At 60.2% G+C, this 22867-nt stretch carries 21 protein-coding genes; 8 read left to right on the top strand and 13 right to left on the bottom strand.

From position 1 onward, the window contains the following. The 7 genes from MWU38_RS11300 to MWU38_RS11270 are packed head-to-tail and all read left to right on the top strand — an operon-like array spanning position 1 to position 7273. Complete coding sequence (locus MWU38_RS11300; RefSeq protein WP_247271903.1) at positions 1-486, top strand: c-type cytochrome; 486 nt, start codon at positions 1-3, stop codon at positions 484-486. A 23-nt stretch (positions 487-509) separates the two neighbouring features. Continuing rightward, positions 510-1448: an XdhC family protein gene (locus MWU38_RS11295; RefSeq protein WP_247271902.1), complete on the top strand. Its 939-nt coding sequence runs from the start codon at positions 510-512 to the stop codon at positions 1446-1448. Continuing rightward, positions 1433-2005 (top strand): nucleotidyltransferase family protein, encoded by a 573-nt coding sequence (locus MWU38_RS11290; protein ID WP_247271901.1) that lies wholly within the window; start codon positions 1433-1435, stop codon positions 2003-2005. The genes MWU38_RS11295 and MWU38_RS11290 overlap by 16 nt, the downstream gene beginning before the upstream one ends. Positions 2006-2064: 59 nt before the next feature. Beyond that, positions 2065-3174 (top strand): FAD-dependent oxidoreductase, encoded by a 1110-nt coding sequence (locus tag MWU38_RS11285; protein WP_247271900.1) that lies wholly within the window; start codon positions 2065-2067, stop codon positions 3172-3174. Between the two features lie 48 nt (positions 3175-3222). Beyond that, a complete protein-coding gene (locus tag MWU38_RS11280) occupies positions 3223-5361 on the top strand; it encodes a bifunctional TVP38/TMEM64 family protein/FAD-dependent oxidoreductase (RefSeq protein ID WP_247271899.1) in 2139 nt (712 codons plus the stop codon). Positions 5362-5375: 14 nt separating this feature from the next. After that, positions 5376-6647 (top strand): nucleoside transporter C-terminal domain-containing protein, encoded by a 1272-nt coding sequence (locus tag MWU38_RS11275; protein WP_247271898.1) that lies wholly within the window; start codon positions 5376-5378, stop codon positions 6645-6647. A gap of 23 nt (positions 6648-6670) precedes the next feature. Then, a complete protein-coding gene (locus MWU38_RS11270) occupies positions 6671-7273 on the top strand; it encodes a CDP-alcohol phosphatidyltransferase family protein (protein WP_247271897.1) in 603 nt (200 codons plus the stop codon). Positions 7274-7276: 3 nt separating this feature from the next. Here the strand turns inward: MWU38_RS11270 and MWU38_RS11265 are convergent, their stop codons facing one another. Beyond that, a complete protein-coding gene (locus tag MWU38_RS11265) occupies positions 7277-8119 on the bottom strand; it encodes a DUF1499 domain-containing protein (protein ID WP_247271896.1) in 843 nt (280 codons plus the stop codon). 301 nt (positions 8120-8420) lie between these two features. Between MWU38_RS11265 and MWU38_RS11260 the strand changes: the two genes are divergently transcribed. Next, positions 8421-8900, top strand: a complete 480-nt coding sequence (locus MWU38_RS11260) for a cytochrome c family protein (protein ID WP_247271895.1) — start codon at positions 8421-8423, stop codon at positions 8898-8900. Positions 8901-9008: 108 nt separating this feature from the next. Here the strand turns inward: MWU38_RS11260 and hemA are convergent, their stop codons facing one another. From hemA to bchB, 12 genes are all read right to left on the bottom strand, one after another. Continuing rightward, on the bottom strand, positions 9009-10241 hold the full coding sequence (gene hemA, locus MWU38_RS11255) for a 5-aminolevulinate synthase (protein WP_247271985.1): 1233 nt from the start codon (positions 10239-10241) through the stop codon (positions 9009-9011). 41 nt (positions 10242-10282) lie between these two features. After that, the gene (gene puhE / locus MWU38_RS11250; protein WP_247271894.1) at positions 10283-11077 is read right to left on the bottom strand and encodes a putative photosynthetic complex assembly protein PuhE; all 795 of its coding nucleotides are present in this window, start codon (positions 11075-11077) and stop codon (positions 10283-10285) included. Next, a complete protein-coding gene (gene acsF / locus MWU38_RS11245) occupies positions 11071-12156 on the bottom strand; it encodes a magnesium-protoporphyrin IX monomethyl ester (oxidative) cyclase (protein WP_247271893.1) in 1086 nt (361 codons plus the stop codon). Before acsF ends, puhE begins: the two co-directional genes overlap by 7 nt. Continuing rightward, entirely contained in the window at positions 12153-12506 is a 354-nt protein-coding gene (locus MWU38_RS11240; protein ID WP_247271892.1) for a hypothetical protein, read from the bottom strand. The genes acsF and MWU38_RS11240 overlap by 4 nt, the downstream gene beginning before the upstream one ends. Further along, positions 12506-12988, bottom strand: coding sequence for a photosynthetic complex assembly protein PuhC (gene puhC, locus MWU38_RS11235; protein WP_247271891.1), 483 nt, complete (start codon positions 12986-12988; stop codon positions 12506-12508). The genes MWU38_RS11240 and puhC overlap by 1 nt, the downstream gene beginning before the upstream one ends. Beyond that, entirely contained in the window at positions 12985-13605 is a 621-nt protein-coding gene (puhB, locus tag MWU38_RS11230) for a photosynthetic complex putative assembly protein PuhB (protein ID WP_247271890.1), read from the bottom strand. Before puhB ends, puhC begins: the two co-directional genes overlap by 4 nt. A 113-nt stretch (positions 13606-13718) precedes the next feature. Continuing rightward, complete coding sequence (gene puhA, locus MWU38_RS11225) at positions 13719-14543, bottom strand: photosynthetic reaction center subunit H (protein ID WP_247271889.1); 825 nt, start codon at positions 14541-14543, stop codon at positions 13719-13721. Between the two features lie 81 nt (positions 14544-14624). Beyond that, entirely contained in the window at positions 14625-16058 is a 1434-nt protein-coding gene (locus tag MWU38_RS11220) for a BCD family MFS transporter (RefSeq protein WP_247271888.1), read from the bottom strand. Then, positions 16055-16777, bottom strand: coding sequence for a magnesium protoporphyrin IX methyltransferase (bchM, locus tag MWU38_RS11215; RefSeq protein WP_247271887.1), 723 nt, complete (start codon positions 16775-16777; stop codon positions 16055-16057). The genes MWU38_RS11220 and bchM overlap by 4 nt, the downstream gene beginning before the upstream one ends. After that, positions 16777-17673 (bottom strand): ferredoxin:protochlorophyllide reductase (ATP-dependent) iron-sulfur ATP-binding protein, encoded by an 897-nt coding sequence (bchL, locus tag MWU38_RS11210; protein WP_247271886.1) that lies wholly within the window; start codon positions 17671-17673, stop codon positions 16777-16779. Before bchL ends, bchM begins: the two co-directional genes overlap by 1 nt. Before the next feature lie 15 nt (positions 17674-17688). Next, positions 17689-21312, bottom strand: coding sequence for a magnesium chelatase subunit H (locus MWU38_RS11205; protein ID WP_247271885.1), 3624 nt, complete (start codon positions 21310-21312; stop codon positions 17689-17691). Beyond that, positions 21302-22867, bottom strand: a complete 1566-nt coding sequence (bchB, locus tag MWU38_RS11200; RefSeq protein WP_247271884.1) for a ferredoxin:protochlorophyllide reductase (ATP-dependent) subunit B — start codon at positions 22865-22867, stop codon at positions 21302-21304. Before bchB ends, MWU38_RS11205 begins: the two co-directional genes overlap by 11 nt.

The following is a 22867-nucleotide window of genomic DNA, read 5'->3' as shown; positions in this document are numbered from 1 at the left end:
ATGCACAGAAAGGCGATTTTCGCCGCAGGATTGCTCACCATTTCGGTGACCGCCTGCGGTTCGGCCGAACAGCCGGAAGTGGTGGAGCAGATCGTCGTTCGCGAACCGGGTTCACCGCAAGTTGTTGCAGCTGAAGCTTCGGCCACTGTTGCTGGCGCGGTCGATCTTTTCGCCGTTGGCGAGGATGCTTTTCAAAGCTGCACCGGATGCCACTCGGTCGATCCCGACGGGCGCTCGGCGTCGGGCCCCAATCTTTATGGAGTGATGGGCCGCGAGGCGGGAAGCCTTGATGGCTATTCCTATTCCGATGCCTTTGCCGCCTCCGAAATTGTATGGGACGAGGCCAGCCTTGACGGCTTTCTCGCCGATCCGACCGGCTATATTCCGGGAAGCGAAATGATGGCGGGCGCGGTGCCCGATGGCGAAGCGCGCAAAGCCATCATCGCCTATCTTTCAGCGCAAACCGATAACGCCCCGGGCCAATAGGGTTCACGCACGAAGGGCCTTACATGGACCTACCCCAAACCCTCCAATTTCTGAGTTCGGCTCAGGCCGATGCCAAGCGCACGGTGCTGGTGACGGTGTGCGGGGTTGAGGGTTCGTCGATGCGAAACCCCGGTACGGTGATGGGCGTGGCCGAGGATGGCACATACGCCGGATCGCTTTCGGGCGGGTGTATCGAAAATGCGGTGGTGACTGAGGCGCTGGATATGCTGGGAGAGGGCAAGCCGCGGCTGGTGCGGTTTGGCGCAGGCTCGCCTTATCTCGACATCAAATTGCCGTGCGGGGGCGGGCTTGATGTGGCGTTTCAAGAGGTGAGGGACGAGGGCTTTGTCGCAAGTTGTCTTGCGTCGATTGAGGGGCGTAATCCTTTCGCTATAGCGATTGGTCCCGATGGGCCTCGCCATGTGAGCGGCTGGCGCGAAGCCCAATTCGCCCCCACCACCATGTCTGCTACCTTTGGCCACTATCCCGGCCCGCACCTCCAGATTATCGGCCACGGCGCGAGCGTCGAGCAGCTTGCTGGCCTTGGCGACAGCTTCGGCTGCACCGCCAATGTGCTCACACCCGACACGCGGCTGATCGGGCAATTGGCGGCGCGCGGGATTGCTGCGCAGCGTCTTGACCGAACCAATCAGACGGGGCTTCTCAAAAGCGATCCGTGGACCGCAACCGTGTTCCTTTTCCACGACCACGATTGGGAGATCGATCTTATGGAAGCGGCGCTGTCGATGCCGCATTTCTATTTGGGTGCGATGGGCGGCAGGCGCGCTCATGTCTTTCGCAGCGAGGCGCTGGCTGCGCGCGGTGTATCGCCTGATCAGCTCGCCACGATCCATGCGCCCATCGGCCTGTTCCATTCCTCGCGCGATCCGCACACTCTTGCGCTATCGACGCTGTCCGAAGTGATCCGCACATATGAAGAGGCATCATGGGACGACGTTTAGGAGTGGCGGTGCTCGCTGCCGGTTCCTCGCGCCGGTTTGGGGATGCGGACAAACTGTGCGCCGAGTTCCGCGGTCGCCCGCTGGGCGAGCACGCCGCCGATGCCGTGCCGGTGGAATTGTTCGAGCGCGCATGGGTCATCACCAGGGCTCCTGACCACCCGTGCGAGCCCCACTGGCGCGCGCGGCGGTTCGAGCCGCTCATCAACCTGCGTGCCGGAGAGGGGCAGAGCACCTCGGTCGCGCTGGCTGCCACCGCTGCGCAGCAAGCCGATCTCGACGGTCTTCTGATCGCGCTCGCCGATATGCCGCTCGTCCCGCCCTCCCATTTCGAGGCGCTGATCGAGGAGTGGGATGCGTCTGCCCCGATCACCGTTTCGGCCATCGGTGAGGCGCGTATGCCGCCCGCGCTCTTCGCCTCGCGCTATTTCAAGGATCTGGCCGCATCCAACGGCGATCAGGGTGCGCGCGTCCTTGTCGCTCAAGGGGAAGTGGTGGCGTGTCCGCCTGAATGGCTCGCCGATATCGACACGCCAGAGGCTCTGAAAGCTCTGTCGTAACCATCGGCGGCTTTTGATGGTATAGTCAAGAATACGATCCCAACCTAGCGCGGTGAACGATGTCAGAGCGTCACAAACATCTGCTCCTTGTTGGCGGGGGCCATGCCCATGTGGCTGTCCTTGCCGACTGGATCGAGAACGGCTTGCCGTGCGAGCAGGCGACATTGCTCACGCCCCATCGCACGCTTCGCTATTCGGGCATGGTTCCCGGGTGGATCGCGGGTGAATATGCCCGCGATGAAGGCACCGTGGATGTGGGCGCATTGGCGGCGCGTGCCGGCGCGCAATTGCTGCTTGGCCCGTGCACCGGCATCGATCCGGAGGCGGGCTGGGTAAAAACCGGCGGTGGGCAGGTCATCGAATATGATGTGGTGTCGATCGACACCGGGGGGGTCGGGCAGGCGCCGCGTATTCTGGGCAAGCACCCAAAGCTGCTCGACATCCGGCCCATTGATCGCTTCGTCGAGAAGCTGGAGGATCATTCCGGCGCGCAGCGCATCGCGGTCGTCGGAGGCGGGGCAGGCGGCGTCGAAATCGCCTTTGCGCTGAGTAATCGCGCAAAAGGCGCAAGTTCGCCGCGCATCACCCTTGTCACTGGCGCAGACGGGCTTTTGCCATCGCTTTCCGGCGCGGTCCGCCGCAAGGTTGCAAAAGAACTCGCCGCGCAGAGCATCACCGTGGTCGCCGAGGATGCGCGGATTGATGGCGGCAATTTGACGACAGCATCTCGCTCACTCGAACCGCAAGACCTCGTGATTGCCGCGCTTGGCAGCGGCGCGCCCCAATGGCCGCAGGCGGGGGGATTGGCGGTGGACGCCAAAGGCTTCATCGCGGTTGACCAGCATCAACGCTCGGTCAGTCACGCAAATGTCTTTGCAGTTGGCGATGTGGCATCGCGCCAAGACCGCCGTGTAGAACATTCGGGCGTCCACGCCGTGATGGCAGGGCCGCACATCGCGCGAAACTTGCGCGATGCGGTGCAGGGCCGCGAGGTGGGCTCTGTCTATCGCCCGCGCCCTGCCAGCCTCTATCTCCTCTCGACCGGCAACGGCAGCGCGATTTTAAGTTATGGCCCGTTTGCCGCAAGCGGCGCATGGGTCGCAAAGCTTAAAGGGACCATCGACAAGCGGTGGATTTCCAAATACGCGAGTTTGGAAAAAAGCGTGTAACCGCGCCGACCTTCATCGCGAATGGATGAAGGACAACAGGGGTAGTGTGTGAAAAAGATACTGATTCTCGCAGCGCTTGCGGCGCTTGTAGCGGCCTATTTCCACTTCGATCTTGGGCAATATCTCACGATTGAAGGCATCAAGGGCGTCGTTGACGACGTGCAAGGCTTCTACGCCGAGAACCAGATCGCGGTTCTTGCGGGCTTTTTCGCGGTCTATGTCGGAGTAACCGCCGCATCTTTGCCAGGAGCAGCGATCATGACGCTCGCTGCGGGCGCTTTGTTCGGACTTGTTCTGGGAACGGTGCTGGTGTCCTTTGCCTCGACGCTCGGGGCAACGCTCGCCTTCCTCTCCTCGCGCTTCGTGCTGCGCGACACGATTGAGGGGCGTTTTGGCGACCGTTTGAAAACGATCAACGAAGGGCTGAAACGCGATGGCGCATTCTACCTCTTCACCCTGCGCATGATCCCGGCGATCCCGTTTTTCGTGATCAACCTCGTGATGGGGCTGACGCGCATCAAGACATGGACCTTCGTGTGGGTGAGCCAGATCGGGATGTTGCTGGGCACGATTGTCTATGTGAATGCTGGCACGCAACTGGCGCAGATTGAGAGCACCTCGGGCCTCTTGTCGCCGGTCCTTATCGGCAGCTTTGTCCTGCTCGCCATCGTGCCGTGGATCGCCAAGGCCATCGTCGGCTTTATCCAGCGCCAGAAGGTCTACAAGGGCTACACCAAGCCCAAATCATTCGACCGCAATATGATCGTTATCGGCGCAGGCGCGGCGGGGCTTGTCTCGGCGATTATCGGCTCGACGGTCAAGGCGAAGGTCACGCTGGTCGAGAGCCACAAGATGGGCGGCGATTGCCTCAACTTTGGCTGCGTGCCGTCGAAGGCGCTGATCAAGGCATCCAAGGTGGCAGCCCAGATGCGCCATGCCGACAAATACGGGATCGAGCCGCACGAACCCACCGTCCCGTTCAAAAAGACCATCGCGCGCGTGATGGCGGCGATCAAGACAATCGAACCGATGGACAGCCCCGAACGGTTCGAAAACATGGGCGTCGATGTGCAGCTTGGCTATGCCACGATTATCGACCCGTGGACGGTCGAGATTGCGCGCAGTGACGGCACCACCATTCGCCAGACCACACGCTCGATCGTGATTGCGGCGGGCGCTGCGCCTTTCGTGCCCGATATCGAGGGGCTTGAGGGCTCGGGTTACCTCACCTCGGACACCATGTGGGATGCCTTTGCCACCATGGAAAACCCCCCTGCGCGCGTTGCGATCCTTGGTGGCGGTCCCATTGGCTGTGAGATTTCGCAGGCGCTTTCGCGGCTTGGCTCAAACGTCACGCAGATCGAGCGGTCGGACCAGCTTTTGGGGCGGGAGGACCCCGAAGTTGCGAGCATCGCCAAGGCTACGCTTGAGGAGGCGGGTGTCACGGTGCTCCTCGGTCACGAGGCGGTGAGAGTGGAGGGCGGTGCTGTACACGCAAAACACGAAGGCGGCGTGGCAGAAGTGCCTTTTGACGCGCTGATCGTGGCGGTCGGGCGGGCGGCGCGGCTTACGGGCTATGGCCTTGAGGAACTCGGCATTGATACCTCGAAAACCGTCAACACCGACGAGTTTCTCGGCACCAAATTCCCCAATATCTACGCTTGCGGCGATGTGGCGGGGCCTTACCAATTCACCCACGTCGCCTCGCACCAGGCCTGGTATGCGAGCGTCAACGCGCTGTTCGGCATATTCCGGCGCTTCAAGGCGGATTACCGGGTCATCCCGGCGGTCACGTTCCTCGATCCGGAAATCGCTCGCGTCGGCATGAATGAGGCCGAGGCCAAGGAGCAGGGCGTCGAATATGACGTCACCACCTACGAGCTTGACGAAAGCGACCGCGCGATTGCGGAGAACGAGACAAAGGGCTTCGTCAAAGTGCTTACAAAGCCCGGCAAGGACACCATCCTTGGCGCGACAATCGTGGGGTATCATGCGGGCGAAATGCTGGCCGAATACACGCTTGCGATGAAACACAAGCTGGGGCTCGATGCGATCATCGGGACGATCCACCCCTATCCCACGATGTCCGAGGCAAACAAATTCGCCGCAGGCGAGTGGAAGAAGGCGAGGAAGCCTGAAAAGCTGCTCGCGCTGGTGGAGAAATTCCATGATTGGCGGCGCGGGTAGAGGACCTCAAGGGCTTGGAACTGTTCGACCAATTTCGCGGGATTTTCGGCATTGCGCTGCTCGTCGCAATCGCATGGGGGATCAGCGAGGACCGCGGCTCGCGGCCTAGTTTTGCATGGATTGCAGGCGCGCTGGGGCTGCAATTGGCGCTCGCGCTGCTGATCGTTCGCGTGCCGTTCGTTTGGGATGTCATCACTCTTGCGAATGAAGGGGTGTCCGCAATCGAGCGCGCGACGCTGGCGGGTTCATCCTACATGTTCGGCTATCTGGGCGGCGCGGACCTGCCGTTCGCGGTTAAAGAGGGCGCGGATGCCCCCCTTATCATCGCCTTTCAGATTCTGCCTCTCGTGATCGTCTTTTCCGCACTCGCAGCGCTTCTGTGGCATTGGGGCGTTTTAAGGTGGCTGGTAAACGGCCTTTCCTTCCTCCTTCGCAAAAGCCTCAATGTCAGCGGCGTTGTCGGCCTGTCGGGCGGGGCGAACATGTTCCTTGGCGTTGTCGAAAGTCCGCTCGTGGTGCGCGCCTATTTTGCGAGGATGAGCCGTGCTGAACTGTTTCAGGTCATGGTGCTCGCGATGGCGACGATTTCGGGTGCTATCCTGATCCTTTATGCCACCACGTTGCGCGAAACCGTGCCCGATGCGGTGGGGCATATGATCTCGGCCAGCCTCGTCTCGCTCCCCGCCGCGCTCCTGATCGCCAAGCTTATGGTGCCGGGCAATGCCGAGGATGTGGCGACTGAGGCGGAGGATGGCGAAGAGGGGCTAAAATACGAATCCAGCATTGATGCGATCGTCAAGGGCACGATGGACGGAATGCAGCTGTTCCTCGCAGTCATCGCGATCATCATTGTGGTGTTCGCACTTGTCTCGCTCACCGATCAGATTCTTGCAGTCCTTCCCTTCATCGAAGGCGAGCCGATCACTTTGAAACGCATCTTCGGCTGGATATTTGCGCCCTTCATGTGGGCTATCGGCGTGCCATGGACAGAGGCTCAGGCGGCGGGCGGCCTCATGGGCACGAAGGTTATCCTCAATGAATACGTCGCCTATCTGGAACTTGCCGCGCTTCCCGAAGGGACGCTGTCTGAGCGAAGCCTGCTGATCGTCACCTATGCGCTATGCGGCGTGGCCAACCTTGCCAGCGTTGGCCTGCTTGTTTCCACCATCGGCACGCTGTGCCCTGAACGCCGGGCAGAGGCCGCAGGGCTGGGCATGAAAAGCTGGATTGCGGGCAATATCGCGACCGCCATGACGGGCGCCTGGATTGGCGTAGTCACATGGTAGCGCGACCATGGTAATCTTCGCCCATGTTTGACGCCAAGCTGCGCCCCCTGATCGACCCGCCCCTGAACGCTTGTGGCAAGAGCCTCGCAAGGGCCGGTGTTTCCGCCAATATGCTCACCCTCGCAGGGCTAATCTTGGGGCTTGGCGGAGCGGCGGCGATTGCTTTGGATGAGATGGGCCTTGGCCTTGCGCTTATCATCGCCAACCGGCTCCTCGACGGGCTCGATGGAGCGGTCGCGAGGGCTACCAAGCCAACCGCATTGGGCGGCTATTTCGACATTGTCGCAGACTTTGCTTTTTACGTCTCGGTGCCGCTTGGTTTCGGTATCTTGGCAAGCGAAAACACACTGCCAGCGCTGGTGCTGGTCGCGAGTTTTGTGCTGACGGGGGTCAGTTTCCTCGCCTTTGCCGTCACCGCGGCGGAACGTGGTGACGAAACGCAGGCGCACGGGGAAAAGAGCTTTTTCTACTCAACAGGATTGGCCGAAGGGGGTGAGACAATCGCGGTATTCATCGCCATGTGCCTTTTCCCGGCACACTTCGCGTTGATCGCCTATGGCTATGCAGCCTTGTGCGTCCTCACGGTCTTCCAGCGAAGCGCTCTCGCTATCGCGACCTTTAAATAGAGCCTACCGCTGTCCGATCTGGTTTGCGACTTTTTCGCGCAATTCGGCAATCCGCGCAGCGTTTGCGCCAAGGTCGGATTGACCCACGCGGCTGACCGAACGAAAGTCGATCTCACTCTCGCCTATGCGTGCAACCACATCGTCCTTGAAACCGAACCAGAAGGTTTCAGCGACACCCTCAACCCGGCCTTCTTCGGCGTTCTGGCGGATGTCGCTAAAGCCCATTGCGCCCATGGCGGCCGCCACCGCCGCAACCGCATCGGCGCGGCTCGCCCCGCCAAGGGGGAGCGGTGAAAGTTCGGGATATTCGTCATTGATGATCTGAGCATGGCTCAGGATCGCAAGCTCTGGCGGAGCGCCCTTGTACATCTCGATTTCGGCAAGAGGTGTCTGGTAATTGTTGAGCGGATTGGCGCCGGCCTCTTCGCGCTCCGCAATCACTTTGGCTGAAAACATCGGAGGCGTCGCGGTATCGGTTGCGATATCGTGGATCGGATTGTCGTCCGCTTTGGAGGCGGTGGCAACGCCGAACAGGGCGAATGCGGCCGGCACGATCATGCCGATAATCCCGACGCCCATGACCATCTTGCTGCGCGGACGTTTGACCCCGTCCTCTTTTTCAGCCTTGCGGCCCGTCCAGTTGATAAGCCCGATAATCACAACCATAAGCGCCACCACAAAGGCAATGCCAAGCACGAATGGCCCGGCGGTGAAGGTCATGCCGACAAGGCCCGTCATCCAGCCCCATAGGCCGATTTTCGTGCCGAGCGCTGCTATCATGAAATAGAGCGGGACAAACGCCGTGAGGCCGAGCGAGAGCTTTGTGTACCATGCGAGTGTTTTCATGGTTTCCACGTTTAGCGTTCGTCCCGACAAAGGCAAATGTTGGCGCGCCAGCTTTCCCCGCCCTGATTTTGATCGGGCAAGCCGGAAGTTGCGTGACATCTTTTGCAGTTCAGCGGGGAACCACGCCTGCGACAGACCGTTCTTGTATCGGTGACCAATGGCCAGTGAGGGCGCAATTGACCTTCATCGTCCGTTGAACCGGGGTGAGAAATCCATTATCTCTTGCCTGTGGGATACAAATCGGAAGGGCTGGGCCGGTGTTACCGGCGCGGATCTTCTCGAACGAAAAGGGAAAGAACCTATGCGTAAGATTGTAATCGGCGCGGCCCTTGTGCCCGCTGTTTTGGCCTTGGCTGCCTGCGGTGGCAAAGAGCCAGAGGCCGAAGCGCCTGCAACTGAAGAAATGGCAGAAGAAGCAGCTGAAGAAGAGGTAGCTGAAGAACCTGCTGCCGATGTTGCATTTGCTGATCTCACTGGCGATGCCGCCGCTGGCGAAACTGTGTTCGCACAGTGCCGCACATGTCACCTCGTTGAAGAAGGCAAAAACGGTGTTGGTCCGTCGCTCTATGGCGTGATTGGCCGTGAAGCCGGTTCAATCGAAGGCTTTAATTATTCGGAAGCCAACGCGAACAGCGGTATCACCTGGACCCCCGAAGTGATGTTCGAATATCTCGAGGCGCCACGCGATTATATGCCAGGCACCCGCATGGCGTTTCCTGGCCTCAAGAAGCCGCAGGACCGCGCTGACGTCATCGCCTATCTTGATGCGACCGACGAATAAGTCTGTTTTTCAGTGACCTGCGGCACTTGCCGGAGGCACTGGACATAAAAAGGGCCCCGTTGGAATTTTCCGACGGGGCCCTTTTTCTTTGCTTTGAACGTATCGGCTTCAGGCAGCAATGCGTCCGCGTGCAAGCTCGCATTGCGACCAGATTTCACTGAGCGCGTTGATAAGCCGGGTGACATCGCCTGTGTCGTGCACCGGCGATGGGGTGAGGCGAAGGCGCTCTGTCCCGACGGGCACAGTGGGATAGTTGATCGGCTGCACATAGATGCCGTGATTATCCATCAGCCAATCGCTGATCATTTTGCACTTGGCCGCGTCGCCCACCATCACCGGGATGATGTGGCTGGGATTGGGCAGGTGAGGGATGTTCATCATGTCCAATTGACGGCGCACCTCGGCAACGCGCTCTTTCTGAAGGTCGCGCTCGTGATTGCTCTGCTTGAGGTGACGGATGCTAGCCGCCGCGCCCGCCGCGACAGCGGGGGGAAGGGCGGTTGAGAAGATAAATCCGCTGGCAAAAGAGCGCACGAAATCAACCAGATCGCGGCTGGCAGCGATATAGCCGCCCATTACGCCGAATGCCTTGCCGAGCGTGCCTTCGATCACGGTGATGCGATCCATCAACCCTTCGCGTTCGGCAACGCCGCCACCGCGCGGGCCATAAAGGCCGACCGCGTGCACTTCGTCGATATAGCTCATCGCGCCGTGCTTTTCACACACGTCGAGAATATCGGCGATGGGCGCAATATCGCCGTCCATCGAATAAACGCTCTCGAATGCGACCAGCTTGGGCGTGTCGGCAGGATATTCGGAAAGCAGCCGGTCGAGGTCTTCGACATCGTTGTGCTTCCATATCTTGTACGGCGCGCGGCTGTGGCGGATGCCCTCGATCATGCTCGCGTGGTTCAGCGCATCGGAGAACACCACGCAGCCCGGAATCTTGCCCGCAAGCGTGCCAAGCCCCGCCCAGTTCGAAACATAGCCGCTGGTGAACAAAAGCGCGCTTTCCTTGCCGTGCAGATCTGCCAGCTCGGCTTCCAGTTCCACATGGTAGTGATTGGTGCCAGAGATATTGCGCGTGCCCCCTGCGCCCGCGCCGCATTCGTCGAGCACGCTGTGCATCGCCTCGATCACCTTGGGGTGTTGGCCCATGCCCAGATAATCGTTTGAGCACCACACGGTAACGGCCTGGGTCGTTTGCTCTGTTTCATCTTCGATAAAGCGGGTCGCATGGGGAAACTTGCCGCAATGTCGTTTGATGTCGGTAAAGACGCGGTAACGCCCTTCCTCGCGAACGCCGTCCAGCTGTTCTGCAAAAAATGCGTCAAAATCCATGGGTGCCCCCTGCTCTTTCGTTCGTGTCGTCTTGAATTCGATCATACAGGATTGCTCCTGCGCTTAAAGGCCCAGCCCCACAGCATCCCGTCGCGAAACGGCAGGGCCAGGAATAGATGTTCGAGTGCGCCAAGCAGGCACAAGGCGGTAAGGAGGCTTGCACCCACCATTTCCGGGCTTCGCGCTGGCGCTGCCATGGCAAGCGTTGCAAACCACGCGGCAAGCGCAATGATCGCAGCGATGGATGCGGCGAGCACGAATGTCATGCGATTGCGCCCGAAATAGCTTTTGAGATAGCCCAGATGCTGCGGCATCATTTCAACGCTGGAATTGGGCACGCCGATGAAAAGGTTGATCTTAGACGACAGGCGCAGGCCAAACAGAAGGACGAACACCGTCGCCCCGATCTGGTTGGGGGCATTCCACGAAAGCGAGATCAGCATCAGCGCGGTCAGCGCCAGCGCAATCTCGTGGTGCATGACCGTGGCGCTGGCTTGCGTAAACCTGCCAAATCCTCGCGCGCCAAGGCTCTGCGCCTCGCGCCGGGGGCCTGCGGAGGCTCCTGTGAGAAAGCCGATTTCGTGCCAGCCCCACACCATGAGGGCGCCGACAAAGGAGAGGTAAATCGCGCCGAGTGACACGCTGGCCGAGGCAATGAGGATCGTGACCAACCCGCCAATGCCAGCTGCGCCGCCAACGGCCACGCTCTTGCGGAATGCGCCGCGGGCGCGGGTTTCTCCGCCGGCGTTCGCGAAAAACGCGATCACGCCTGTGGCCATGAACCAGATGGCGAGCGTCACGATGAACGGGACAATATGGCCGCTCCAACTCACCATGCAGGATGAAGCCTGATGGTGGCGGGCAATTCGTGCGTTTTCGGCTGCATGAAATACATCCGGGCAAAGTTATAGCCAGCGCCCGCCATGCCGCTCACGCGCTTGATAAGGCCGCCAAGGCCGCCTTGCGCCTTGCCATCCTCGATACGGATCGACGCTTGGCGAAGCGCCTCCATGCGCGCACGGAATTCCGGATTGTCGATGTCGAGTTCGACCGGATAAACCTGCCGCGCGATTTTGTTGCAGATGTCGAAGACTTCGTAATCGTACTGCGTCGGGTCAACGCCAAGCGCCTTGTGAAATACGGGCCGCGCGTGGTCGCGCACATACATGGTGGCATAGACCGACAGGAGGAAAAACCGGATCCAAAGCTTGTTGTGACCTTTCAAAAGGTCGGGGTCCGCGTGCATCAGCATCGCAAACGCTTCGCCGTGGCGGAACTCGTCATTGCACCATTCCTCGAACCAGTCGAAGATCGGGTGGAATTTGTTTCCCGGATGCTTTTCAAGGTGGCGGTAGATCGTGATATAGCGCGCATATCCAATCTTTTCAGAGAGATAGACCGCGTACCAGATGAATTTCGGGCGGAAGTAGGTGTATTTCTTGGTCTTCGTCAGGAAGCCCAGATCAACCCCGATCCCTGCATCTTTCAAGCTTTCGTTGATAAAACCGGCATGACGGCTTTCGTCGCGGGCAAGCAGTTTGAAAAGCTGTTTTACATCCGGGTTCTTGGTCCGCTTTGCGATTTCGGCATAGAGGACGCAGCCCGAAAATTCGCTTGTCATGGAACTCACCAGAAAATCGGTGAACTCGGCGCGAAGCTCGGGCTCCAGACTTTCGATGATGCCTGCAAAATCATCCTTGTGGCGAAAGTGGGTCTTGTTCGGGTCGCCCACCATGTCGGCGATCAGCTGGTCCCATTCCTCGCGCACAAGCGACACGTCGATCGCATCGAGCGCGTCGAAATCGGTGGTGTAGAAACGCGGCGTCAAGACGGTGTCCTGTGTCGCCAGAGCCATCGCTTCTTCGCTGGTCATCATGTTGCCGGGCTCGGCCTTGATCTGGGCGTGCGCGTTCATTTGATCCTCCCCGCGTTGAAACTCACCTCGTAAAGCTCTGCGAGGTCGAAATAGGCCGCCACCCTCGTAAGGGCGCGCTTTACCGGTCCAGCGCGGGTAATGGTTGCCTTGCGCTCAAACACCTCGCGGCTGCCAAAGGGGATGGAGATCGGTGCGCCGTGGACGCGAACCTTGTCGCCTGCTTCCATCAGAATGCTGTCGGGCAATTCCACATGGGCATGAAAATGTTCTGGGCTTTGCTCGACCGTAATAGTGCAGGGCGCATCGAATACACGGGCATCAGGCGGGGCGAACCCGGCCAGACGCGGGGAGTTAGTGTCAGTCGATCCCTTAACTGCAAACACTGCCATTATTGCGGCTCCTCGATCAGAAAATTTGCGAAAGTCTGACGATTGCCAGCGCCAAAGGAGTGCAATTCGACGGCTTTCCCGGTGGTCGGATCGACCAGCGTCAGCATTCCGTTATCCCATTCGATCAGATCGAACGGCACCTCGGCCCCGAACCCGTTGACGCGCCGTTGATAGGCAAAGCCGCGCACAGCGGTTCGCACAAAGCCACCTGTCCCGGGAGCAAAGCGGGCGATCTCTTCGCCCGAGCCTGCGTCCTCGACCCGTACATCGCCATTGGCCTCATCGAAGAAATAGAGCGAGCGCGATGCCGACATGGTCGTGCCCGCCTGGTCACGCGCTTCGCTGGGGATGGCTTGCCGTTCGAAAAAGCCGAGTGAGACAGCCGACGTCAATGCAAGGCTTATCATGACAATCCCGCCCATCAGCATGATCGGCACGCGGTGGACGGTGATTTCGTCCTTTTCATATTCGCGAACAATCATGCTCTGGCCCCTTCCAATGCGCCCGCATCAGGGCCGGTGTTTGAACCTGTATCGCCGCGTGCGCTTCGCGTTTCATTGATCTGGATCAAATTTTGGTCGAGCGGGGCGTGTTTTGCGCAAGCTTTGGCAAGGGTCGCTGCAAGCGCCTTTGCATCGGGCACGCTGCGCAGCATCGGTTCGGGGCTGGCAAAACGCCATGGGCGCGCGTGTGGCCAGAGCAGCGCATAGCCCAGCAGACGGTCGCCCGCGAGGGTCAGCGCAATATCGCCAAAGCCATTGCCGCGTTCGCGCAGATTGGCCGAGGTGACGTGCTTCAGGGGCACATTGACCCGCGTCTCGATCGCCATGCCAATGCGCAGGATGAGGCGGGTATCGGTCAGGATATAAAGCGTTGTCCGGGCGCTGATGGCGGCAAGCCCGTAAAGGATCGCCACAGCCAGCACACCAAGCCCCGCGCACACAATCGCCGTTGTCACATTGCCCAGCACCGCCGAAATCGCGACTAGAATGGCAAAATACAAACCCACCTTGTGCGTGTGAAACGCTGATCGGGCGAGGAGTTCGCGATCAGGCCGCCCCTTCCACAAGATATCCTCCTGCGGCTGGGGCGTGCCCATCGGGTCGCCATGCGCCCGCGGTCCTTGCGTCTCGAGCTCCTGCGCTTCCCGCGACAGGGGCGAGGCTGGCTCATGATGGGCCGTATCTACGGCTTGTGTGGCGGGTTTGGTGCTTAGATCCATGGCTCAGAACGCTCCGGCAGGGCGTAGGTGTAGCCGCCGCCATAATAGGCCTGGATCTTGTCTTCTTCCAGGCGGGTGATCTGACCAGCGGTCTTGACGGCGGGAACGGCGTCAAACTGGTCAGCGCGGATCGCTTCGATGTCGATCAGCTCGGGCTGGTCATCGACAATCGGGATGAGGCCACCAAGCCAGCTTTTGCCCTGCACAGCGCAGAACGGCATCGGGGCAAGGACCTTCTTGCCCGTATTGGTGGTCACTTCGAGATAGCGGATGAGGTGCTCTGACTGGTCCACCCAGATATCGCTCACCACGCCGGCTTTCTTTTTGTCAGCGGCATAGACCGGCAGGCCCACAGGGTTGCGATCCATCGCGGCGATTTCCATTGCGTGAACGGCGTTGGCCATCGGCACGATGCGCGGGTGACGATCAAAGGTGAGGTCGGGATAATCCTCGCGCATGGCAAAAGCGGCGGTGCCCATGCCATCGGCCATCGCATCGCCGGTTGGCTCCCACGGAGCGCCTGCCGCGCCGAAGGTCTGCTTGCCGGGGATATTGCCGATCTTGGAAAGCTCGTCACGCGGCACGTCTTCTGGAACGTAAGTGCCCCGGCCATGCGGCAGGTTAAATGTTTTCTTGCCCCCGTCGGTCAGCGGCACGCCGCGATCAATCAGTCCGGTTTGCTCATGCTCGAGCGGATAGCCTTCGCGCCGGCTTTCCCGGTTCAGGTAAAGCACCAGCCCGATAAAGAAGAAGAGAAACAGGAAGAAGGTTAGCTCGGCTACGTCAAAAAGCCCGGCAATGTATACGTTACCCATGGTACTTTCCTTTGGTCATTATAGAAGGTCCCTGCAGAAGACCCTCACGGCTTTTGGACCGCTCTATCCCGAGCAAGCGGTTCATGTTGGAAACTCCTGCAGACCAAAGGGTTGGTCTGATTTGTTCCGTGTCTCGATTGATGATTTGCGAGTGCGCCCGACAAGCGGACCGATCGCGGCGAGGCCTGCAACAAGAAGCAGGATTTCGATGATATAAACGGCGATATAGCCACTGGCGCGGGTGGCGATGGTGGCGCTTGCATCACTGGCGGCGACCCACGCGATGAGGTCGCGCAAAAGCCCGCCAAGAGCGATACCTGCGCCAGCGCAGGTCGCCTGCACCGCGCCCCATGCGCCAAGCGCAAGCCCTGCGGTTTCGGATTTGGCGAGCGCCATGGCTTCGATAAGTGTTCCGACAGAAAACAGGCCAAGTCCAAGCCCGATGAAGAGCGCGCCAGCATAAAGCATGGCGGCAGAGGAGAACGGGCCTGCGAAAAGCACAAGGAGGAAGGCATTGACCCCGATCACAAGGCCAAGCCCTGCGAGGCGTAAGGGGTCGGCGCCAAGCGTCATCTTGCGGCCTGAGTAGACAAAGCCGATCAGCGCACCCAGCGCCCACGCGCCGGTGAGCCCGGTGGTGGCGCCGACAGAAAGGCCGAGGATTTCGCCGCCAAACGGTTCAAGCAGCGCGTCCTGCATCGCAAAACCGGCCGCGCCAATGCCGATGGCAATAAGAAGCCGGGCATTGCGGCCATCGCGCACGAAATTGTTCCACAGCTCGTTGAAGCTCGGAGCGTCGGGATCGGGCTTGGTGCGTTCGGGCGCGCGAGCTTCCTGCTTCCACAAAGCCACGAGGTTGAGCACCATGGTGAGTAAAGCAGAGCCCTGGATCACCTGCACAAGCCGCGTCGGGCTAAAGTCGATCAGAAGCCCGCCGATGACAAAAGCTGAAAGCATCATGCCAACCAGCAGCATGACGTAAAGGAGCGCCACCGCGCGGGGCCTTTTGTCTTCGGGCGCAAGGTCGGTTGCGAGCGCCAATCCGGCGGTTTGCGTGACGTGAAAGCCAAGGCCCGTCAGCAGAAAGGCCACCGTTGCGGCGACCAGACCGATCTCAAAGCGTCCCTCAAGCTCAAGCAGGAGCAGAGCAAAGGGCATGATCGCAAGGCCACCAAACTGCATCATGGTGCCAAACCAGATGTAAGGCACGCGCCTCCACCCCAGTGCCGAGACATGGCGGTCCGATTTGTGCCCGATAAGGGCGCGGAAAGGGGCAACCAGAAGCGGCACCGCGATCAATGTCGCAATGAGCCAGGTGGGCGTGCCAAGCTCGACCACCATAACGCGGTTGAGCGTCCCGCTAAGCAAAACCATCGCCATCCCGACGCTCACCTGAAACAGCGACAAGCGCAGGAGCCGCGAGAGTGGCAGCTCCTTGCTTGCCGCATCGGCAAACGGCATCAAGTCCGCGATCATGCGGGCAAATTGATAGGAAGGGCGATTGGGTTGGCTCATGGATTTCGCACTAACTCCAAGGCTTGGCTTTTGTAGAAGCCGCTGGAGATCCGCTCAGTTCGGCCAATGCTCCACCCGCCGAGCCGCGCGAGACGCCCGCGAAGGTCATCTTCTGCCACCGGCACGATCGCGGGTGAGCGATCGCTTTTCGGAAAGACTTTGCCGACCGAATGCATCGCGCCAAGCAGCCTTGTGTGCGGGGCGAAAGTAAAGAGGATCGAGCGGCTCGTGCGGCTCGCCAGTTCCTCGAGCGCATCGACCAGATTGTCGGGCGAATAGTGAATAAGCGAATCCATCGCGACGACATGCGCAAACTCACCATGTTCAGGGTCAAGCATGTCGCCCGCACGCCAGCGCACTTTGCCGTGGCCGCAGAAGCCATTGGCACGCTTCTTGGCAACATCGACCAGACCGCCTGCGACATCGACCGCGGTCACATCTGCGCCAAGGCAAGCGGCCTCGAGTGCCAGCGCGCCGGTCCCGCATCCCGCATCGAGTAGCCGCGTGCGGCGCAAGTCCGCAGGAAGCCAGCCAACGAGGGTCCGCCGCATTTGCTCGCGGCCCGCGCGCACGGTGGCGCGGATGCCGCTGACTTTCGCATCGGAGGTGAGGTCGATCCAAGCCTGCTTGGCGGTGGAATCGAAATAGGTCGCAAGGGCCTCCCTGCGATCTGTATAGGCGCTTGCCGCGATGGGGCGTTCAGGTGCGTGTGTAGCCATCACTCAAATCCCAAGAAGTCGAAGATGTCGCGGTCTTTCATGGGAGACGCGGTTGACGGCTCAACGCCCGCCCACAGCATCGCGGCAAGCCGCATGTATTCGTCCTGTGCCTGGATAACCTCCGGGCTATCCGGCATCTCGAACAGAGTGCATTTTTTCAGGCGTGATTTGCGGATCTCATCGACATCGCGGAAGTGGGCAAGGCGCGGCATCCCGACCGCATCACAGAAACGGTCGATCTCATCGGTTTCACGGCTGCGATTGGCGACTACGCCGGCAAGACGCACATCATAGTTCTTCGCCTTCGCACCGATCGCCTGAACGATCCGGTTCATGGCGAAGATGGAGTCGAAGTCATTGGCAGCCACGACCACGGCGCGCTCTGCGTGTTGCAAGGGCGCGGCGAAACCGCCGCACACAACGTCGCCCAATACGTCGAAAATCACCACATCGGTGTCTTCAAGAAGGTGGTGCTGCTTCAGCAGTTTTACCGTTTGGCCCACGACATAACCGCCGCAGCCTGTGCCCGCAGGCGGCCCGCCTGCCTCCACGCACATGACGCCGTTATAGCCTTCAAACATATAGTCTTCGGGGCGCAGTTCCTCTGAATGGAACTCGACCGTCTCAAGCACATCGATGACCGTGGGCATCAGCTTTTTTGTCAGCGTGAAAGTGCTGTCATGCTTGGGATCGCAGCCGATTTGCAGGACGCGGTGGCCAAGCTTTGAGAAGGCGGCGGACAGGTTTGAAGATGTGGTGGATTTGCCAATCCCACCCTTGCCATAAACGGCGAAGACCTTTGCGCCCTTGATCTTGTCGGACGGGTCCAATTGCACTTGGACCGAGCCTTCTCCGTCTGCGCGGTCAAAGCCCTTATTGGATGTGTGAAGGTTCATGAGCGTCCCTACTCTCTAGTTTTCCGCCACAAAGACGCCTTCGAGGCGGTCTTCGAGTTCGTCATTGGCCTCGCGAAGCGCTTCCAAAGTTGCTTCGTCGGGCTCCCACAAATGCCGGTCGCACGCTTCCAGAAGACGGCCCGCCACACGCGCGCTCGCCTTTGGATTGAGCGCGGCCAAACGCCGGCGCATTTCTTCATCGAGCACAAATGTCTCGGAAATTTTCTGATAGACCCACGGCTGGACCTGACCCGTGGTGGCAGACCAGCCGAAGGTGGAATTCACATGGCCCTCGATCGCGCGAACGCCTTCGAAACCGTGCTCAAGCATGCCTTCAAACCACTTGGGATTGAGCGTGCGGGTGCGCGCTTCGAGGTCGATCTGCTCGGACAGCGTGCGGACCTTGGGCTTCCCACGCGTTGCATCAAGGATGTAAACGGGCGCGTCCTTGCCCTTTGCTTTCGAAACCGAGCGGCTTACTCCGCCAAGGCCGTCGACATATTGGTCGACATCATTGATGCCCAGTTCCACGCTTTCAAGGTTCTGATAGGTGAAATCGACATCTGCGAGGTGGCTTTGCAAGAGCTCGCGTTGTTGCACCGGTGTACCGCCGACGCCGTAGGCAAAACCTTTGTTGATCTCAAACGCATTGGCGAGTTCGTCCGGATCGGCCCAAACGGCGCCTTCAATCATCTGGTTGACGTTTGCGCCATATGCCCCTTCGGCGTTGGAGAAGACGCGAAGCGCGGCGGTTTCGATGTCGCAGCCGTGTCGCGCTTGTTGAGCGAGGCTGTGCTTGCGAACGAAGTTCTGCTCCAGCGGCTCGTCAGCTTGGCTCGCAAGCAGCGCGGCCTCTGCCAACATGCGTGTTTGCAGCGGCAGCAGGTCCCTAAAGATGCCCGACAGGGTCATCACAACATCGATGCGCGGCCGGCCTAATTCCTCGAGTGGGATCAACTCAGCGCCTGCTAGACGCCCGTAGGAATCGCGACGCGGCCGCGCTCCGAGGAGGGTCATTGCTTGCGCAATTTGCACCCCTTCGGTTTTCATGTTGTCAGTGCCCCAGAGCACCATCGCGATGCTTTGCGGGAAGGGTTCGCCGTTCGCGATATGCCGCGCGATCAGCTTTTCCGCCTGATCGGTCCCAAGGATACAGGCATAGGCCGATGGAATGCGAAAAGGATCAAAGCCGTGGATGTTGCGGCCCGTTGGGAGGACGTCCGGGTTTGCGACGATATCGCCGCCAGGCGCTGGTTGGACGTATCCGCCATCGAGCGCGTGGATGAGCGCAGCCAATTCGTCGCAGGCGTCGATCTTGGCGTTCATTGCCCCACGATCACCGTCTTCAGCGGCTTCCATCATGGCGTCGAGCATATCTTCGCGTTGCTCGCCCACCGGGTTGCTGCCAAGCACATGGAGCCCGTGCGGGATAAGCGTTTGCTCAAGCTCGTAAAGACGGCCCAGAAGACCGCCAATATCGCCCATTTCGATGTCGAGCGCGTCGCATTGGTCTGCGATCAATTGTTCAAGGTCTGCGCGCTCTGCCGCATCGTCCGACATGCGCCAGCGTTCTACGCTCGCCTTGAGCTCGGCGAGACCCTTGTAGAGCCCGGCCTGCGCCAGTGGCGGCGTCATATAGCTGATGAGCGTTGCCGCGGACCGACGCTTCGCCAGCATCCCTTCGGAAGGGTTGTTCGCGGCATAAAGGTAGAAATTCGGCAGATCGCCAATCAGGCGCTCTGGCCAGCAGCGCCCGCTCATGCCTGCCTGCTTGCCCGGCATGAACTCAAGTGCGCCGTGGGTGCCGAAATGCAGCACCGAATGCGCCCCGAAGTCCTCGCGGATCCAGCGATAGAAAGCGCTGAAAGCGTGGGTGGGAGCAAAGCCGCCTTCGAAAAGGAGGCGCATGGGATCGCCTTCATATCCAAACGCGGGCTGCACGCCGACAAAGACATTGCCGAAATGCGCGCCGTAGATGTGGATGTGTCCGCCGTCTGATTGCGCTTTGCCCGGAGCCGGGCCCCATGCCGCTTCGATCTCGTTCAGGTGCTTTTCGCGCCGGACGTGTTCGTCAGCGGGTATGCGCGCGGCAACATTGGCGTCAGAGCCAAAGCGGTCCGAATTGCCTTTGAGGATCGCGTCCCGAAGCGCTTCGACATTTTCCGGAACCTCTACATCATAGCCTTCGGCAGACAGTCGCTTGAGAGTGGCGAACAGCGATTGGAAGACCGAAAGGAAGGCCGCCGACCCGGTTGCCCCTGCATTGGGCGGGAAGTTGAACAGCACTACCGCCAGCTTGCGCGCGATCCGGTCTTTGCGGCGAAGCGCGATGATTTTTGCTACCCGCGCCGCCAGCGCCTCGGCGCGTTCGGGACAGCTTTGCATCGGGCGAACGTGCTCTGAAATTTTGCGCTCGCATTGGCGATCACAGCCATTGCACACGCTTCCGGCGTCGCCGAACCGTCCGCCAAAAACACTTGGCGCGGTGGAGCCGTCAAGTTCGGGCAAGGCAACCATCATGGTCTGCTCAAGCGGCAAGAGCCCTTGCTCGCGCTTTTGCCAATCCTCGATCGACTGAAACTCTATCGCGTGCGCAGCGATGTAGGGCACATCCATGTCGCCCAGCACCTGGCGCGCGGCTTCGTTGTCGTTGTAGGCGGGGCCGCCAACGAGGCTGAAGCCGGTAAGGTTCACGATCGCATCGACGGTGGGTTTTCCGCGTTCGACAAAGAATTTTTCAATCGCAGGGCGCGCATCGAGCCCGCTTGCAAAAACCGGCACGACTTTAAGGCCGGCAGCTTCGAACGCAGCGATTGCGCCGTCATAATGCCCCGCATCACGGCCCAGCAGATAAGAGCGCAGCAGGATAAGCCCTACGGTTCCGTTCTTACCGCCTCCATCCTTGGCAACCGCCTTGGGAAGGATGCGAAGGCTTTCCGAAATGCGCTGCTCTGCACCCGGATGATAAACCCCCGTTTCGGGATACTCGACCGGAGCCTCGGCGTGGGTTTCCCCGCGGCGATCCTCGCGCTCACCGGCTGCATAACGGTCGATGAGCGCGCGGGTCATGGCGATCACATTCTCATCCGAACCCGACAGCCAGTATTGCAGCGTGAGGAAATAGGCGCGCACGTCCTGCGCGGTGCCAGGGATGAATTTGAGGATTTTGGGCAAACGCCGCAGCATCTTCATCTGGCCTGCGCCAGAGCTTGCACCCTTGTTGGGGGAGCCGCGCAGTTTTTTAAGGAGCGCCAGAGGCCCCTTGGCAGGCGCATCCATGCGGTAGCCGCCCATGCGTGTCAGCTTCACGATCTCGCCCGCTGACATCATGCACACCATCGCATCGCAATCCTCGCGCCGTGCTTCGAGAGCCGGCAGGATGGTGCGCATATGATCGTCGAGGAAGATCATCGTAGTGATGACGATATGCGCCTCGGCGATGGCCTCTTCGCATTTGGCAAGCTCTTGCGGCTCCGCGCCCCATTCGGACGCAGCGTGGAGCGTCAGGCAGATATTGTCGCGGGCAAGCTCGGCGTTGGCGCGCTCAACCGCGCCTTTCAAATGATTGTCGAGCGTGACGATCACCACATTGACCGGCGCTTTTGCGCGGGTAGCCGAGGGGCTCGCCTTACCGTGCATAATGCGCCTTCGCATCGTAGAGCGTGTCGAGATCGATCTCGCCGCGACCAAATTCGGCGGCGAAAGCCTCGGTGTTGCGCTTGGCCTTGCCGCGCACGAAAAACGGGATTTTCTTGAGCTCGCGCGAAGCTTCGGAAGTCCATGCCGGGCTGTCGAGCTCGGTCACTTCGGGTTCGGGGATCACTTCCTCTTTGAAAACGGGCGTTTTTTGCGCAGTGCCCGGCGAATGCGCCGCATGGTGCGATGCGCCCGCTTCGTCGGAAAACTCGAAATCCTCGCGGAACATGGTGAGAAGGTGCTCCTCCAGCCCCATCACCAGCGGATGCACCCAAGTGTCGAAAATGACATTCGCGCCCTCGAAACCCATCTGGGGTGAGTGGCGCGCGGGGAAATCCTGCACGTGAACGGGCGCGGAGATAACAGCGCAGGGGATGCACAAACGCTTGGCAATATGCCTCTCCATCTGCGTGCCCAGCACCATTTCAGGCGCGGCTCTGGCGATGGCATCCTCGACCTCGAGATGGTCGTCCGTGATCAGCGGCTCGATCCCGTGGTCTTTCGCCGCCTCGCGCACATCGCGGGCGAATTCGCGGTTGTAGCAACCAAGTCCGCAGACCTCGAAGCCGAGCTCGTCGCGGGCAATGCGCGCGGCGGCGACCGCGTGGGTCGCATCGCCGAAAATGAAGACGCGCTTGCCGGTGAGATACGTCGAATCGACGCTGCGGCTCCACCACGGGAGCCGGGAAGAGGTGTCGCCGAGGGCAGGCGTGGGATCTGCACCCACCAACTCGGCGACTTCGGATATGAATGCACGAGTGCTAATCACACCGAATGGGATTGAGCGGACGCGTGGCTGTTTGAACGTGCGTTCGAGCCAGCGGGCCGCTTCATCTGCTATTTCCGGGTAAAGGACGATATTGAAGTCGGCATTGCCGATGCGGGCAATGTCCGAAGGCCGCGCATTCAATGGCGCAACAAGGTTCACTTCAACGTCCAGTTGTTCAAGGATTTTGCGGACCTCGATAAGGTCATCGCGGTGACGGAAGCCCAACGCCGTGGGTCCGAGAATGTTGGCGCGCGGGCGGCGTCCTTCACGTGGTTCTGGTGTCACCGATGGATCGGCGAGATGCCGCACGATCTGGTAAAATGTCTCTGCCGCGCCCCAGTTTTCCTTGCGCTGATAGCTTGGCAGTTCGAGCGGGATCGCAGGGCAGGGGAGGTCCATCGCCTCAATCAGCCCGCCGGGATCATCCTGGATGAGTTCCGCCGTGCACGAGGCCCCGACAATGATCGCCTCTGGCTTGAAACGCTCAATCGCGTCCATCGCTGCGTCTTGGAAAAGCTGCGCTGTATCCTTGCCAAGGTCGCGCGCTTCGAAGGTCGTATAGGTCACCGGCGGGCGGTGATTGCGGCGCTCAATCATAGTGAAGAGCAGGTCCGCATAGGTGTCACCCTGCGGCGCATGCAGGACGTAATGCAGCCCCTTCATCGCGGTGGCGACGCGCATGGCCCCCACGTGGGGCGGGCCTTCATATGTCCAGACCGAAAGCTGCAT

This window comes from Qipengyuania sp. S6317L1 (assembly GCF_023015615.1).
Lineage (GTDB): Bacteria > Pseudomonadota > Alphaproteobacteria > Sphingomonadales > Sphingomonadaceae > Erythrobacter.
The sequence above is the reverse complement of the archived record's forward strand: the minus strand, read 5'-3'. Positions and strand labels throughout refer to the sequence as shown.